General features: G+C 27.7%; 15 protein-coding genes. All 15 read left to right on the top strand.

Annotated elements, in window-relative coordinates; translation table 11 throughout:
* Positions 1-72: 72 nt before the first annotated feature.
* Positions 73-540 (top strand): Spy/CpxP family protein refolding chaperone, encoded by a 468-nt coding sequence (locus CRV03_RS08445; RefSeq protein ID WP_129084707.1) that lies wholly within the window; start codon positions 73-75, stop codon positions 538-540.
* Positions 512-1,195 (top strand): response regulator transcription factor, encoded by a 684-nt coding sequence (locus CRV03_RS08440; RefSeq protein WP_129084706.1) that lies wholly within the window; start codon positions 512-514, stop codon positions 1,193-1,195. Before CRV03_RS08445 ends, CRV03_RS08440 begins: the two co-directional genes overlap by 29 nt.
* Positions 1,188-2,426, top strand: a complete 1,239-nt coding sequence (locus tag CRV03_RS08435) for an ArsS family sensor histidine kinase (protein WP_129084705.1) — start codon at positions 1,188-1,190, stop codon at positions 2,424-2,426. Before CRV03_RS08440 ends, CRV03_RS08435 begins: the two co-directional genes overlap by 8 nt.
* Positions 2,423-3,559 (top strand): aminoacetone oxidase family FAD-binding enzyme, encoded by a 1,137-nt coding sequence (locus CRV03_RS08430; protein ID WP_129084704.1) that lies wholly within the window; start codon positions 2,423-2,425, stop codon positions 3,557-3,559. Before CRV03_RS08435 ends, CRV03_RS08430 begins: the two co-directional genes overlap by 4 nt.
* Before the next feature lie 85 nt (positions 3,560-3,644).
* Positions 3,645-5,048 (top strand): methyl-accepting chemotaxis protein, encoded by a 1,404-nt coding sequence (locus tag CRV03_RS08425; protein WP_129084703.1) that lies wholly within the window; start codon positions 3,645-3,647, stop codon positions 5,046-5,048.
* A gap of 11 nt (positions 5,049-5,059) precedes the next feature.
* Entirely contained in the window at positions 5,060-5,437 is a 378-nt protein-coding gene (locus tag CRV03_RS08420) for a response regulator (RefSeq protein ID WP_129084702.1), read from the top strand.
* A 5-nt stretch (positions 5,438-5,442) separates the two neighbouring features.
* Positions 5,443-7,584: a PAS domain S-box protein gene (locus CRV03_RS08415; RefSeq protein ID WP_129084701.1), complete on the top strand. Its 2,142-nt coding sequence runs from the start codon at positions 5,443-5,445 to the stop codon at positions 7,582-7,584.
* 1 nt (position 7,585) lies between these two features.
* Positions 7,586-10,117 (top strand): PAS domain S-box protein, encoded by a 2,532-nt coding sequence (locus CRV03_RS08410; protein WP_164968641.1) that lies wholly within the window; start codon positions 7,586-7,588, stop codon positions 10,115-10,117.
* A 38-nt stretch (positions 10,118-10,155) separates the two neighbouring features.
* Positions 10,156-10,968, top strand: a complete 813-nt coding sequence (locus tag CRV03_RS08405; protein ID WP_129084699.1) for a TIGR00282 family metallophosphoesterase — start codon at positions 10,156-10,158, stop codon at positions 10,966-10,968.
* Positions 10,961-11,632: a 3-methyladenine DNA glycosylase gene (locus tag CRV03_RS08400; protein WP_258239049.1), complete on the top strand. Its 672-nt coding sequence runs from the start codon at positions 10,961-10,963 to the stop codon at positions 11,630-11,632. Before CRV03_RS08405 ends, CRV03_RS08400 begins: the two co-directional genes overlap by 8 nt.
* Positions 11,629-12,420: a hypothetical protein gene (locus tag CRV03_RS08395; protein WP_129084698.1), complete on the top strand. Its 792-nt coding sequence runs from the start codon at positions 11,629-11,631 to the stop codon at positions 12,418-12,420. The genes CRV03_RS08400 and CRV03_RS08395 overlap by 4 nt, the downstream gene beginning before the upstream one ends.
* Positions 12,421-12,440: 20 nt before the next feature.
* A complete protein-coding gene (locus CRV03_RS08390) occupies positions 12,441-12,680 on the top strand; it encodes a hypothetical protein (RefSeq protein ID WP_258239048.1) in 240 nt (79 codons plus the stop codon).
* A gap of 13 nt (positions 12,681-12,693) precedes the next feature.
* Positions 12,694-13,404, top strand: a complete 711-nt coding sequence (ubiE, locus tag CRV03_RS08385) for a bifunctional demethylmenaquinone methyltransferase/2-methoxy-6-polyprenyl-1,4-benzoquinol methylase UbiE (RefSeq protein WP_129084696.1) — start codon at positions 12,694-12,696, stop codon at positions 13,402-13,404.
* A 30-nt stretch (positions 13,405-13,434) separates the two neighbouring features.
* Positions 13,435-14,622 (top strand): exodeoxyribonuclease VII large subunit, encoded by a 1,188-nt coding sequence (xseA, locus tag CRV03_RS08380; RefSeq protein WP_129084695.1) that lies wholly within the window; start codon positions 13,435-13,437, stop codon positions 14,620-14,622.
* A gap of 51 nt (positions 14,623-14,673) precedes the next feature.
* The coding region (locus CRV03_RS08375; RefSeq protein ID WP_309109189.1) for a cache domain-containing protein at positions 14,674-16,213 on the top strand (1,540 nt) is incomplete at its 3' end.

The following is a 16,213-nucleotide window of genomic DNA, read 5'->3' as shown; positions in this document are numbered from 1 at the left end:
ACTAGGTTAATAATAAATTTAGAAGTGGTTAAAAAGCTAATGTCATAATTTTACAAATAAAAAGGAGTTACTATGAAAAAAAGAGTAATTATATCAATGGCATTAGCTACAGTTTTAGCAACAGGTCTTTATGCAAAAGGTAATTGTGATAGAGGATGTGACTATAATAAATCAAGTAAGATGATGAAGAAATCTCACAAGGGTGGATTTATGTCTTTTGTTTACAACTTAGATTTAGATGATAAACAAAAAGAGCAAATTCAAACTATTAAAAAAGAGATGATGGAAAAAAGATTTGCTAAGAAAGATAGTGCATTTACAGCTACAGATTTTGATAAAGAGAAATATATTCAGTTAATGAAACAAAAAAGAGAGAATATGATAGAATCTAAAGCTGAAATGATTGATAAAATCTATAAAGTTTTAAATAAAGACCAAAAGAAACAGTTAAAAGAGATGATGGATAAAAGAAAAGAGAGATTCTCTTCTATGATGAAAAAAAGGATGAACTTTGATAAAAATTGCAATGGTAGAGGATGATTTAGAATTAGCAGATGTTCTAACTCAATATTTAAAGCAATATAACATTGAAGTTACAAACTACGAAGAGCCTTTTTTGGCTCTAAGTAGTCTGAAAATGCAAAAATATGATTTATTAATCCTAGACTTAACACTTCCAGGAATGGACGGACTTGATGTATGTAAAGAGGTTGTAAAAAACTTTGATATACCAATTATTATCTCAAGTGCAAGAAGTGATATTACAGATAAAGTTACAGCTTTACAGCTTGGAGCTGATGACTACCTTCCAAAACCTTATGACCCAAGAGAACTAGAAGTTCGAATAAAAACTATCCTAAGAAGATTTAATCACAAAATAGAAGAAGAAAAAAATGATATTAAAAGAGTTTTTGAGTTAAATTGTGATAAAAAAGAGATTACAAAAAATGGCAAGTTTATTAAGCTAACAGCCGCTGAGTATGAAGTTCTTTCTTTAATGATAAAAAGAGAAGGCTTTGTAATAAGTAGAGAAGATATTTTTGATAATTCAAACCTACTAAACTCAGATTATGAAAATTCTGGCTCATTAGCTGTTATAATAAATAGAATAAGACAAAAGATTGAAGATAATCCAAAAGAAGCAAAATATCTTCATACAATAAGAGGAATGGGGTACAAATTTACAAATGAATAGACAATCTTTATTTTTTACAGTTACCGTTACATTTATTATTTCTTTGATATTAGTTGTGGTTAGTTTCATAATTATAATGATAGGAAACCAAAAAAGGCTAGAGCATCATCTTTTTGAAAGATATCAACCTTTGACAAAAATGGTTTATAGACAACACTACAAGTTTGGAAAATTAAATGAGGACTTTAAAAAGAGTTTAGAACCTTTTAATTATGATCTGTTTTTAAAGAAAAATAGAATTGATGCTATAACTTATAATATAAATACAAAGGTACTTGTAGAAAGAAAGTTTAGAGCTACAGTTATGAGAGTACTTCAATTAAATGATAGACAGTTTTTATACTTAAATAGAAAAGGAAAAACCTTTTTAGTGGAAGATAAAAATGAGTTTACACAAAATAGTTCTATTTATATAATTTCAGTTTTTGCAATTATTTTGATTACACTTATCCTTTCATTTTTAGTAACACTTAGAAAACTAATGCCTTTAAAAATATTAAAAGATAAAGTTAGTACTTTAGGTGATGAAAACTTTGATTTTGAGTGTTGTAACACAGATAGAAAAGATGAGGTTTCATTACTTGCTTTAGAGTTTAAAAAGAGTGCTAAAAAGTTAAAAGAGCTAAAAGAAGCTAGAAATATATTTATTAGAAATATCATGCATGAACTAAAAACTCCTATTACAAAAGGAAAGTTTTTAACAGAGATTGAAAGAAACAAAGAGAATGATGAAAAGCTAAAAGAAGTATTTAATAGACTTGAACTTTTAATCAATGAGTTTGCTTCTATTGAAGAGCTAATTTCTTCAAAAAATGTAGATAAAAAAATATATTTTTTAAATGATATTTTAGACAATGCAAAAGATATTTTGATGCTTGAAGATGATGTTGTAGAAGAAAAACACGATAATCTAAAACTTGAAGTAAACTTCAAACTATTTTCAATCGCTTTAAAAAACCTACTTGATAATGCTATAAAATACTCAAATGACAAAAAAGTATTAGTAAAAACAGATAGAGAGAATATCATTTTTGAAAATAGTGGAAAAGCCTTAAAGTATGACTTAGAAAACTATTATGAACCATTTTTTGCAAATGAACAAAATAGTAGCAACTCTTTTGGATTAGGACTTTATATAGTTCATAATATTTTAAAAGCAAATGGTTATTGTTTAGAGTATAAATATGAAGATGAAAAAAATATTTTTATTTGTAAAAAGGAAGAGAAATAGAATACGATATCGTAGTAATTGGAGCTGGTGCAAGTGGTTTGATGTTTGCATCACAAGTTAAGAATAAAAAGATTGCAATAATAGAATCAAATGCAAAAATAGGGCAAAAAATCAAAATAAGTGGTGGAGCAAAGTGTAATATCACAAATGAAAATGTAAGTTTCAAAAACTATTTAGGAGATAAAGAGTTTGTAAAAAATAGTTTAGACTTTTTTTCAAATAAAGATTTATTGAACTTTTTAAATAAAAATGGTGTTTATCCTAAAGTAAACCCTAAAATAGTAAAAGGAACGTACTTTTGTAACTCTTCCCAAGATGTTATTGATATGTTTACAAAACTAACTTCTCATACAAAAAAGTTTTTAAATACAAAAGTTATAGATGTAAAGTATGATAAAGGGTTTTTAGTAAATACTTCGAAGGGCTTAATCAAAACAAAAAACTTAGTAGTTGCAAGTGGAGGTTTATCTTATGCTAGTGTTGGAGCTTCACCAATTGCTTATGAAATAGCAAAAGAGTTTGGACATGAAGTAACACCTACAAAACCAGCACTAGTTGGTTTTACTGTTCAAAAAGAGCAGTTTTGGTTTAAAAAACTTAGTGGTATTTCTTGTGAAGTTGATATAAAAGTAGATGAGAAAAAATTCAATGGAAAACTTCTTTTTGCTCATAAAGGTTGTTCTGGTCCTGCTGTTTTAAATGCTTCTTTATATTGGCAAAAAGGAAAGATTACTATTGATTTTATGCCTAAAAAGAAGTTAGAACCTTTATTAAAGGGAAATAAAAACATCTCTACAGCCTTACCTTTACCAAAAAGGTTTATGCAAGAGTTTTTAGATTCAATTGAATTAAAAGATAAGCCTGTTAGTAAACTTTCATCTGAAGAGCAAGATAAGTTAAAAACTATAAAAAACTATGAGTTTTCACCTGCTGGAACTTTTGGATATACAAAAGCAGAAGTTACAAGTGGAGGAATAGATATCTCTTCAATAGATAAAAATAGTTTTGAGAGTAAACATCAAGAAAAGTTATATTTCTTAGGTGAGTGTTTAGAACCAACGGGTGAATTAGGTGGATATAATTTCCAGCTTTACTTCTCTCAAGCTTATTTGTGTGCAAATAATTTTAAATAGTATTAAGCAATTTCTTTGATTATAAAGTGATATTGAGATATAATATTTACTTAACTTGAAAAAATATTATGAAGGCACGTAAGAGATGTTTTTTTCGAACTCAAAGAAAAATGCTCAAGAAGTAGAAAAACTTAAAAAAGAGCTAGAGCTACTAAAAGAAGAAGTAGCTTTAAAAGACAAAAAAATCCAAAACTTAGAAAATAAAATTCAACTAGTTTCAAATGATGAACAAAAGATTGAAAGTTTAGAAAAGAAAAGTGAGTTTTATAAAAGACTTGCTGAAATCTCACAAGAAGAGGGATTAGTTGCATTTAACACAAATGATGAAGTTTTATTTATAAATAGAAGAGCAAAAAATCATAACCTTGATACTCAAGCTTTATTAAAAGCAATCAAAAGTGGAAGTGATACTGTTGTTTTAAATGATTGTGAAGCTTTCATTTTATTAGAGAAGTATGATGATAAGATAATTGCTTCATTAAGACAAACCTCTGTTCATGATAATAAAGAGGGTGGTTTATTAGAAAGACATAATAAAAATATGACTAACTCTTTAACTTCAACACAAAATGCGTATTTAGACCTTTTAGATGAATTACGAAGTATGATGAAAGAGTCTAAAGAGACAGCAGATGGTTCTACAAAGGGATTAGACTTAACAAATGATATTGTAAGTGATACTGAGAACTTACATAAAGAAATAGAGATAGAACATGAAGTTGTAAACTCTTTAGTTTCTAAAAGTAAGGATATTGCTGATGTTATTAATATCATTCAAGAGATTGCATTCCAAACAAATATTTTATCACTAAACGCAGCAGTAGAAGCAGCAACAGCAGGTGAAGCAGGGAAAGGTTTTGCTGTAGTTGCACAAGAAGTAAGAAATCTAGCAAATAGGTCTGCCGAGGCAGCTTCACAAATCAAAAATGTAGTTGATTCTATCCAACAAGAAACTCATAAGATTAAAAATAGTTCAGATGTGGTTTCTCAAGTAGTTGGGGAAACAAAAAGTAGAGTAGAAATCTTAAGTGAACTAATGAATGGTTTCCAAAGAAATTCTAGTAGGTCTGTTTATGAAGTAGAGAGTGTTTCAAATAAAATCTTTATTAATCTTGCAAAATTAGACCACGTAATTTATAAAAACAATCTTTATCAATTAATCTTTGGTGCAGAGCACAACTTTAAAGCAGTTGACCACCATAACTGTAGATTAGGAAAATGGTATGACTCTGGCTTAGGTAAAGAAGAGTTTAGTTTTGTACCTTCTTATAGACACTTAGAACATTGTCATTCAATTGTTCATAAAGAAGCAAATGAGTTAGCAAGTGAGTGTTCTGGAAATGAAATCTCTTGTTCTAAACAGTTAATTGAACAAAAAATTGCTTTAGTTGAGGATGCTAGTGAAGATGTATTTATTTACTTAGACAAAATCCTAGAAGAAAAAAATACAGCTGTGATGAAAGATGCAGCTACAAAACTATTTAATTAGTAGGAAGTAAAATGGAAGAAAAAATTTATGAAATAGCAGTAGTTGATGATGAAGTGGAGATTTTACAGATAATTGATAAGTATCTAAAAAGAACAAAGAAATATAGAGTAACTACTTTTTCAAATCCTAAAATTGCCCTTGACTCTTGTATTAAAACAAAGTATGATTTAATATTATTAGATATTATGATGCCTGCAATGGATGGTTTAGAGTTTTTAGAGAAAATAAAAGCTGAGATACCAGCACAAAAGGTATGCATGATGACAGCATATTCTACTTTAGATAAAGTTTTAAAGTCTCATAAGCAAGGAGCTGAGAATTATATTATGAAGCCATTTCCTTCTTTAGAAGCTTTAAACGAAAAGATAAAAACACTTTTAGAGAAATGAGTTAAATGAAGAGCAATAGATTAGTATTTAGGTATAGTTTACTTTTTCTTTTTTTGTCAACAGTTTTAATCCTTGCTCTTTTATTTAATAAAAATGAAGAGATAGAACTTCAAAAAAATGAAGTTAAAGAGAAAAATAGTAAAGTCTTGTCTCTTTATAAAAAAGAGACTTTGGAGATATCAGAACTTTTTTTCTTTAACTATGTGCTAAAAAATGAAAAACTATTAGCTATCTTAGAAAAACCAAAGAAAGATGAGCAAAACTTTAAAGAGATAGAAAAAATCTACGAAGAGAAGTTGAGCTTCTTTAGAAAACACAACATAAAAGAGATAAACTTTTATTCAACTTCAGGAAAGCCTATTTATAAAAGCTCTTTTAACTCCTATGATGAGAGTTTAAATGAAGAACATAAAATTCTTATTACTAAAGTAGCAAAGAAGTTTAACCCTAAAGTTATCTTTGCTATAAATGACACAAGTGCTTCACTAAACTACTTAAAACCTGTTTTTAATAAAGACCTAAAAGCTGTAGCTGTATTTGAAATAGTGATGGATCTTCCAAGACTATCTCATAATAGCTTTATAGAAAAAGGTTTAAATGTTGAATTTATGATAGAGCGTTCTTCTTTAAAAAGTAATGTGAATCAAAACTATTTTAAAAATTATCTAGCCCATCATATAAATCCAAATTTTATGTATGTACAATCATTTTATAAAAATAGGTTTTTAATAAATAACTTACCCTTAGAGCTTTTATCTGAAATAAAAACTAAGATGAAAAATAAACAAAACTTTGTAGTAGATTATCGAATAAAAGAGAAGTGTTTTATTACAAGTTTTTATGAGATAAATAATTCCTCTTATATGATGTTAACAGTTGAATGTGAAGAGTATAATCAAATAGTTGAAAGATATAATATTTATACCTATGCAAGTGTTTTAATCTCTTTTATTATTGTTCTTTTACTATTTTTAATAAATCTGTATTACTATAAATACAAAATAACTAAATCTAAACTCAATAATATTAGTAAGAGTATTGATAAATATGTAATTGTTGCAGAAACAAACCTAAAGGGAAAAATCACTTATGTTTCTCAAGCCTTTTGTAATGTTAGTGGATATAAAAAGGATGAGTTAATTGGAAAACCAATAAATGTAGTAAGACATCCTGATATTTCTAAAAAGTTTTATGAAAATATGTGGGAAAAACTCTCTACAAATGAAGTTTGGGAAGGTGAGATAAAAAATATTGATAAAAATGGAAACTCTTATTGGGTTAGAGGAAATATTTTACCTATCTTTGATATCAATAATAAAAAAATAGGATATAGGTCTATTAGGGTTAATATTAGTGATGAAAAACAACTTCTAAAAGTGAACTCTTTATTAAAAAGAGACCTATTTTTAAAACTAAATGAGATAAAAACAAGAGATAAAATGAAAATTGATCAATCTAAAATTGTTCTAATGGGACAAATTTTAGATGCCTTTTCAAATGAATGGAAAAAACCAATTTCAAACCTATCTTCAAAAATACTTGCCTTTGAAAATAGTGTAAATAAAAATACTTATGATAAAAACTATTTAACAAACTTATCTAAAGAGTTAAGTATAGAGTTAAAGATTTTATCAATGCATTTAAATGAGTTTAAAACTCTTTTCTCTCAAAACTCAAATGAAGATAAATATAGTGTTTTTAATGCAATTAAAACAGCAATTGCTTCTGTTCCTCAAAAAGATATTAAAATAGAGTTATCAGGGGATGAAAACTTAGAGACTTTTGGTGTTTCATACGACTTAAGAAAAATCATCTTAGGAATAGTTTATAACTCCTTTGAAGAGTTTAGAAAGAAAAGAATTACATCAGGTAAAATAACTATTTCTGTAAATAGAACAAATGAAAATATCCTTATTAAGTGTAAAGACAATGCAGGAGGAATTCCTCAAGAGTTTATAAGTAAGATATTTGAAACAGGTTTTAGTACTAAAGAGAATCTATCTTCAAGGGGATTACCATTGCATATTGCAAAACTTATTGTAAAAAAACTTGATGGTGATATTTGGGCTAAAAATGAAGATGATGGGTGTTGTTTTTATATAAAACTAATCACAAGAGATAGAAGAGAAAGTAAGAGAGTACAGTAGTTTGAAGGTTCAATTTTCATTAAAGCTTTTTTTAGCATTTTTAGTATTTTCGTTTATATTCTTTTTATTGACTTCATTTTTAACATATAAAACTTTTCAAACAAAAGTAGAACATAAAAATATAGAAAACTTTTTAACAAAAGCAGAACTTTTTCAAGAAAGAGTTGATGATTTTATTAGAAAAAACAAAACTATTATTGAAACAATACTTGAAGATAAAGCAGTTAAGAATAGTGATATTTCAGGTATGGAACCAAAGTTAGAGGTTTTACTAAAAAGTAATAAAGATATCACTTCTTTAAAGCTTATCAAAAACAGTGGTGAAAATATCATCTCTTTATATAAAAATGAAAATAAGATAGAGAAAAAAGAGTTAGTATTAAGCTCTATTATTCATTATTATCTAAGTAGTGAAGAGATTGTAAAGAATAGACTTTTTATAACTGAACCATATCTTTTAGAAAAAAAAGGTGAGATAACACTACCTTTGAAGCCTTTAATTGAACTTGTATATAAAACAGAAGATAAAACAGTTTTCATCTCTTATGATATAAGTAGGCTTTTTAAATCTTTACAATTAAAAGATGTAAAATATTTAGTAGATAAAGATTTAAATATTATCTATGATAGTACAGGTTTAAACTCTTGGTCAAAGTACTATAATCCTTCATTAGATATAAAAAGTATTATAAAAGGCTTTAGCAATAGGGTCTTTAGTGATAGTTTTATCGTTACAAATACAAACTATTTAAAACAGATATTTTTCAATAATGAACACTATTTTACCTTAGTTGACAATAATAAAAGAATTACCTATAAAGAGTTTTTTAATAGATATGAAAACTCTTTTTATAATATTGCTTTTTTAATGTTTGTTATTTCATTTATAATTTCAATGCTTTTTACAACACCTTTATCAAATATAAATAAAAAACTAGAGAGTGAAAAAAATGTTCTAAGTGACTCTATTAGAAAAAATAGTTTGATGTTAAATGATAGTTTAGCTCTTTTAGATAAACATGTTATGTATGTAAAACTTGATACTGAGTTTAAAGTTTTAAATATAAGTTCTTATCTTTCAAGGGTAACAGGTTTTGAAAAAGAAGAACTTCTTGGTCAAGACTATACTTTCTTATTAAATAAAAATAGTACAAAAACTTTCAATGAGAAGGTAAAAATAGTTTTAGAAAATGCAGTTTCTTGGAATGGAGAACTTCAGAGTATTAAAAAGATTGCTGGTGATTATTGGGTTAAATCAAATATTGAACCAGACTATAATGAATATGGCGAATTAATTGGATATACAGATATTAGAACAGATATTAGTGATAACAAAAGAATTGAAAAGCTGTACAACGAGTTAAACTATCAGATTGAACAATTAAATACAATCTTCCAAAATGCAAATAGTGGAATAGCCTTAGTAGACTTTGATGGAAACTTCAAACGATTTAATGGAAAGTTCTTTAATCTTTTTAACTATACAGAAAATGAGATAATAGAGAAAAAAATATTTGATTTAGTAGATGCAGGAAGTATTGATTTATTAAGAAAAGTTGTTAATGAAGTAAAAGAACATGGCTCTATTTTAAATATAGAGTTAGTTTTTATATCAAAAAATCAAGAAGAGATATATTTAGATGTATCTTTAAATCTTCTTCCAGATAGAAAAAACATGGTTATGGTTGCAAACTCTTTAGAAGATAAACGAAAACTTCAAGAGCTAAACCATAACTTAGAGTTTAGAGTTGCACAAGAAGTTAAAAAGAATATTGAAAAAGATAAAATTCATCAAGAAGAGCAAATTAAAAATGCAAAACTTACTTCTATTGGTACTTTAGCTGCTGGAATTACCCATGAGATTAATACTCCCTTGACATACTTAAAGGGTAACTTTGAGATGTTAACAATGGATATTGAAGATTTAGAAGATGAAGATACTAAAAACAATATGCTGTTTTCTTGTGAAAAGATGGAAGATGCGATAAATCGTATTGCTGTTATTGTTGAATCAATGAGAGAGATGTCTCAAACATCAATAGAAGCTAAAGAGAAAACAAATATTTATGCTACTTTATTTACTTCTTTAACGATGGCATATAATGTTTCAAAACAAATAAGTAAGATATATCTAAATAATAAAGAGTTTACTCCAACAAATATTGATAAAAATGATTTTGAAGTTTTTGCTAAAGTTCAAAAGCAAAGGTTAGAGCAAGTTTGGATTATCATCATAAATAATGCCTTAGATGCTTTAAAAACTTTAAAAGACTATGAACAAAGAGAACTTAGAATTGATGTCTTCTCTGAAGCTGATGAGGTAATTGTACGATTCTCTGATAATGCAGGTGGAGTAGATGAAAAGATTATTGATAAAATCTTTGACCCATTTGTAAGTTCTAAAACTCATAGTGGAATGGGTGTTGGACTAAATATTGCTAAAAAGATTATCGATGACCATAAGGGTGAAATTCTAGTATATAACAATGAAGTTGGTGCAGTATTTGATGTAAAGTTGAAATTACAAGAATAAGTAGCTACAATTTCAACTATTTTAATTAAAGGACTATTTTGAGAATAGCATTTATAGGAGATATTGTAGGACGACCTGGTCGAAAGATTATTAAACAACATTTGCAAAATATAAGAGAAAAATATAAATTTGATATGGTAATTGCAAATGCAGAAAATGCTAGTCATGGTTTTGGATTAACAGTAAAAAACTGTCAAGAACTTTTAAACTCAGGAATTGATGTTATAACTGGCGGAAATCACTCTTTTGATAAGAAAAGTGAAATGTTTACTCTTCTTGAAACAAAACCAGTTTTAAGACCTGACAATTACCCTAAAGGTATTCCAGGAACTGGTATAAAAGTTTTTGATGTAAATAATGAAAAATTAGCAGTAATAAACTTAATGGGACAGTTCTCAATGCCAACAGTTGAAAATCCATTTAACTGGGCAGTTAAACTTGTAGATGAGTTACATGAAAAAGGTATAAGAAATATTTTTATTGATTTTCATGGGGAAGCAACAAGTGAAAAAAGAGTTATCTTTATGATGTTAAAAGGATTAGTAAGTGGAGTTTGTGGAACACATACTCACATTGGAACTGATGATTTACAAGTTATCAATGGAACAGCATACTTAACAGATATTGGACTTACAGGTTGTAGAGACAATGTAATTGGAATGGATAGTAAAATACCAATTGAAAAGGCAACTACAGGTTTAGGTGGACACTTTACTATTCCTAATGCTTGTAAATCAATACTTCAAATGATGGTTATAGATATTGAAGATGGAAAAGCAGTTGATTGTTTTAAACTAAAAAAATATTGTGATAAACCTGATATTATAAAAACTGAGGCTATTTTTGACTAAAGAAAAAGTAGATATAAGTGATAGCTTTGATTTATTAAAGTACTTAAAAGAACAAAACTTACTTGAAGCTCACCCCGAATTTTGGTGGCCAAACTCAAACTCTTTTGAAATATTTCTAGGTGCAATTCTAACTCAAAATACAAAATGGGAAAATGTTGAAAAGTCATTATCTAACTTAAGAGAAAAAAAACTTTTATCTTTAGAAGCTATAAAAGAAGTAGACTTAGAAAGTTTTATTTTAGCAATTACTCCAAGTGGTTTTAAAAATCAAAAATCAATAAGAATTAAAAAAATAGTTTCAAATATTTTAGAAGAGTTTGGCTCTTTTGAATCTTTTTGTGAAAAAGTTAGTAAAGAGTGGCTTTTAGAACAAAAAGGTATTGGTCTAGAAACAGCAGATGCAATACTTTGTTATGCTTGTAAACAAGAGTTTATGGTAGTAGATAAATATACACAAAAGTTAGTTGCTTCTTTTGGTTATGAGTTTGAAAGCTATGAGGATTTACAAGCTTGGTGTGAATATGGAATTAATGATAATTTAGATAAAATATTTGAACTTTACGGATATGAAATATCACTTAATAAATTATACTGTCGATTTCACGGTAAGATTATTGAGTATATGAAAATAAGAAATAAACAGTCTAATAAGGGAAAAAAATGATAATAATTCCACAAACTAAAGGTGGTGTTGGTAAATCTACTGTAGCAATGCAAGTAATTGCTCCTTATTTATTCAAAAAGCATGGTAAAAAAATCACTTATATTGAAATTGATGATGAAAACAATGACAGTAAGTCTTTTACAAGAACTGAAATTGTTGAAAAAAGAATGCTTGGAACAAACAAATTAACAGAGCTTGATGAGCTTATCTTAATGGATGATAAGCATGAAATTATTGTTGATGTTGGTGGAAATAAAACCTCTTCATTGGTTTTAGAAGAGATTAAAAAAGTAGGTTCTTTTGGTAATATCAAATGGATTATTCCATTAGGTGATGGTGAACTTGATGGTAAAAATGCCATTGCAACTATGAAAAAAATCAAAAAGATTGAAGATAATCTTGAAGAAAATGTTCTATTTGCTTTAAATAGAGCTATCTCTATGGACCAAGAGTATATTGAAGAGCAGTTTATTAACTTCTTTGGTCATAAATATTTAGATAGTAATTCGGTGCTTTGTGACTTTTTAAAAGACCCAAAATATTTTGCAGTAAAAAATGACAAAGTAATTACTATGAGTAGGTACTTAGGAAGTACTGTTTGGGAAATGGCTTACAACAATACTGATTTTGCTAAGAAAGCTATTCAAGCAAAAGAGTTAGGTGATTTAGAGAGTGCTAGAAAGTTTTTATTCTTTAGAAGAATTCAAACAGAAGCAAAAGATTATGTTTTAGGAACTTTAAATAAAATCTTCTTTGATTTAGATAAGTGGCTTGAGATTAAGAAGTAAAGTGTTGAAATATGAGTGATATGACTTTTAAACAAGCCAAAGAGATAGTTGAAAGGCTTGAATTATCAGAACTTAGTTTAAGGAACTCATTTGATAGCATGGACCATGCAAGAAGATCGTTAGATGATTCTGTAATGGAACAAAAAAAAGTTTTAAAACAGCTACCAGAAAAAGATAAAAAAATATCAATTTTATATTTAATTATTATGCTTAATATTGGTTTTATTGGTGGCTTATTTGTTGGAAAATATTTATTATAATTTAGGATAATTGATGGATAAACAAGAAAAAATTGTATCAATGTTTAATGATATTGCTGGAAGATATGATATAGCAAATAGAATTTTAAGTATGGGAATTGATAAGTCTTGGAGAAACAAGGCTTGTAACAAAGCATTAAGTTTATATAACAAAGATAGTTTAGAAAAAGTTGTTGATGTTGCTTGTGGTACAGGTGATATGATTGACTTTTGGAAAACAATTGCAAATAAAAATGGTATTGAATTAAAAAATATTGTTGGAGTAGACCCAAGTGTTGGAATGATGGATGTTGCAAAACAGAAGTTTCCAGAAGTTGAGTTTATTGAAGCAGGTGCTGCTCAAATGCCACTAGATAGTGATTGTGCAGATATTATCTCTATTTCTTATGGAATTAGAAATGTAGTTCAAAGACAAGAAGCCTTTGATGAGTTTGCAAGAGTACTTAAAAAAGATGGGTTAGTAGTTATTTCTGAGTTTACAAAACAAGAAAAAACAAATATCTTAGATCACTTAACAGACTTTTATATGAATAAAGTTTTACCAACTATTGGTGGAATCATTTCAAAAAATAAAGAAGCATATAGATATTTACCAGACTCAATTGATGAGTTTTTAACAACTGATAATTTATGCAAAGAGCTAAGACAAGCAGGACTTGAACCAATTCATGTTAAATCTTTCTCTATGAAAATATCTACACTTATAATTGCAAGAAAAATATAATTTCTTGCAATAGTATTGCAAAGGAAACAATTGAACTCTCCCATTTCTGTATCTACTTTAAATACTCAAATTAAATCCTTACTGGAAACTACTTTTATAAATGTTAGTGTTGAAGGTGAAATCTCAAATCTAACTTACCACAACTCAGGACATATCTATTTTTCAATAAAAGATGAAAAATCAACAATCTCTTGTGTAATGTTTAAAGGTAATGCAAAATATTTAAAGTTTAGACTTGAAGTAGGGCAGAAGATTATTGTTTCTGGAACTATAACTGTTTATACACCAAGGGGAAGTTATCAGCTTATGTGTTCTAAGATTGAACCTTCAGGACAAGGAGCGCTAGCTTTAGCTTATGAGCAGTTAAAAGCAAAACTTCAAGCAAAGGGATATTTTGACCAAGAAAGAAAAAAGAGACTTCCTCTTTTCCCTAAAAAAATAGCACTTGTAACATCTCCTACAGGAGCTGCAATTGAAGATATGAAAAAAGTAGCTACAAATAGATGGCCACTTATTGAGTTAGTACTTATTCCAACTTTAGTTCAAGGGGAGAGTTCAAAATTTGATATAGTAGATTCAATAAGATATGCAAACTCTTTAGATGTAGATTTGATAGTTGTTGGACGAGGTGGAGGAAGTATTGAAGACCTTTGGGCTTTCAATGAAGAAATAGTTGCAGATGCTATTTTCTCTTGTTCAAAACCAGTTATTTCAGCAGTTGGACATGAAACAGACTTTTTAATTTCAGATTTTGTTGCAGATGTAAGAGCTGCAACACCTTCAAATGCAATGGAAATCTCACTCCCTGATATAAATGAAAATAGAATTTATCTTGATAATATTACAATGGATTTTGATAATAGATTAAAAAACATAATTGCTAGAAAAGAAGTTGAATTAAAAAATATGTATTCTCTTTTTGAACAAAACTCTTTAGATGCAAAATTTAACTTTATAAGTGAACAAATCAAGGTTTTAAAGGAGAGGTTTACAAATCTTTTAAGACAAAATATACAAAACAAACAAAGCAGAATTGAGCTATTAAAAGAGCAACTACTTCTTAGTAATCCTGATAGAAAATATAAAACTGGATATGCTCAATTATCAATAAATAATAAAATAGTTAATCTTGAAGAACTTGACTTAAATGATAAGGTTACTCTACAGACACCGAAAACAATTGCTTTATGTACGATTGAAGAGATAAAAAAACAATAATAAATTAAGTTTACAGTAGATAAAATATAGCAACATTCTTAAGGAGTTTGTATGAAGGAGAGTTCTATTGCAAATAAGATCCTACTTAGGATTTTAATTGTTGCTGCAATTGTTATTGTTATAGCTGCTGGTGTCTCGTACTATTTAGTGATGGGAATGAAGAAAGATATTGAGCTTCAAACACAAGAACACTTTGAAATTTTAATAAAAGAAAGAATCAAAGCAAAGCTTGATATTGGTATTTCAAATGCTGTTACAATTTCAAAAAATGCAGATGTAATAGAAGCTTTAGAAACAAACAATAGAGATTTAGCAATAGCTGCTTTAAGTTCTATCTCTAATGCCATGAAAAATGGAACTTCATTTAAAAATGTAAAAGTTCATATTCATGACAAAAATGTAAACTCTTTTTTAAGAAACTGGAAAACAGAAAAATACGGTGATGATTTAAGTTCTTTTAGAAAAACAATTCTAGAAGTTAAAAATACACAAAAACCTTTAGCTGCAATTGAAGTTGGTAGAGCAGGATTAGTTCTAAGAGGACTTGCTCCTGTATTTAACGATGCAGGTGAATATATTGGTTCTTTAGAGTTTATTCAAGGTTTTAACTCTGTAGTAAAAGATTTTAAAGCAGATGATGAATTCCTTTTAGTTTTAATGGATGAAAAATTAAAAAGAGGAAATGCTTTAACATCTCAGGATAAAATTGGAAACTACTATATCTCACAAAAAGTTATTGATGAAAGTTTTAAAAATAGTGTAAAATCTTTAGACTTTACAAAGTTAATAAATAAGGGATATTTAACTGATAGTTCTTATTTTTATACTCAATTTCCTATAAAAGACTTCCAAGGAAATACAATTGGGGCATATTTAGTTGGTGACCATATCAAACATGTAGATACAAGTTTTAATGAATCTGCAAACTTAGTTTATTTTATGCTTGTGATGATGGTTATTTTAACTTTAGTTCTTGTCTTTGTAATTTACTATTTATTTAAGAAAATTATTACTGGTGGATTAAACAAGTTTAAACGTTCTTTTGCCGAGTTTTTAGATTTTATCTCATTTAAGACAAATACTTTTACTAAACCTGCTGTTTATACAAATGATGAAGTTGGTCAAATGTTAGTGATGTTAAATGAGACAGCTGATATTTTTGATAAAAAACTAAAAGAAGATATGAGAGTTATCGGTGAAATTGTTCTTACAAGTGATAAAGTTGAACAAGGTATTTATAAATGTAGAATCCATGCAACTTCAGAAAACCCAATGATCGTTACTTTAAAAAATACAATCAATAAAATGCTTGATGAAAATGAAAGAAATATGACTGAGGTTGTTAGAACTGTATCTCATTTTGCAAGTGATGATTATAGAGATAAAGTTAATATTAATCCTAAACTAAAAGATAAAATGCTTGAAGTAATGCAAAGTATCAACAAACTAGGAGAGGCCTTAGGGAATAACGCAAAAGCGAACCTAAATAATGGACAAACACTAGAACATAACTCAGCAACAATGACAGCATCAATGAATAACCTAGCAGCAAAAGCAAATGAACAAGCAGCTTCATTAGAAGAAACAGCAG

Source organism: Arcobacter sp. F155 (genome assembly GCF_004116455.1).
Taxonomy (GTDB): Bacteria; Campylobacterota; Campylobacteria; order Campylobacterales; family Arcobacteraceae; genus Halarcobacter.
Note: the sequence above shows the minus strand (reverse complement) of the source record. Positions and strands in the feature narration are given on the sequence as shown.

Bases quoted from the DNA above. Each gene is read 5' to 3' on its own strand.
- CRV03_RS08390 (WP_258239048.1), top strand. From the start codon at position 12,441: ATGACTTTTAAACAAGCCAAAGAGATAGTTGAAAGGCTTGAATTATCA.
- CRV03_RS08395 (WP_129084698.1), top strand. From the start codon at position 11,629: ATGATAATAATTCCACAAACTAAAGGTGGTGTTGGTAAATCTACTGTA.
- ubiE (WP_129084696.1), top strand. From the start codon at position 12,694: ATGGATAAACAAGAAAAAATTGTATCAATGTTTAATGATATTGCTGGA.
- CRV03_RS08415 (WP_129084701.1), top strand. From the start codon at position 5,443: ATGAAGAGCAATAGATTAGTATTTAGGTATAGTTTACTTTTTCTTTTT.
- CRV03_RS08425 (WP_129084703.1), top strand. From the start codon at position 3,645: ATGTTTTTTTCGAACTCAAAGAAAAATGCTCAAGAAGTAGAAAAACTT.
- CRV03_RS08420 (WP_129084702.1), top strand. From the start codon at position 5,060: ATGGAAGAAAAAATTTATGAAATAGCAGTAGTTGATGATGAAGTGGAG.
- CRV03_RS08435 (WP_129084705.1), top strand. From the start codon at position 1,188: ATGAATAGACAATCTTTATTTTTTACAGTTACCGTTACATTTATTATT.
- CRV03_RS08445 (WP_129084707.1), top strand. From the start codon at position 73: ATGAAAAAAAGAGTAATTATATCAATGGCATTAGCTACAGTTTTAGCA.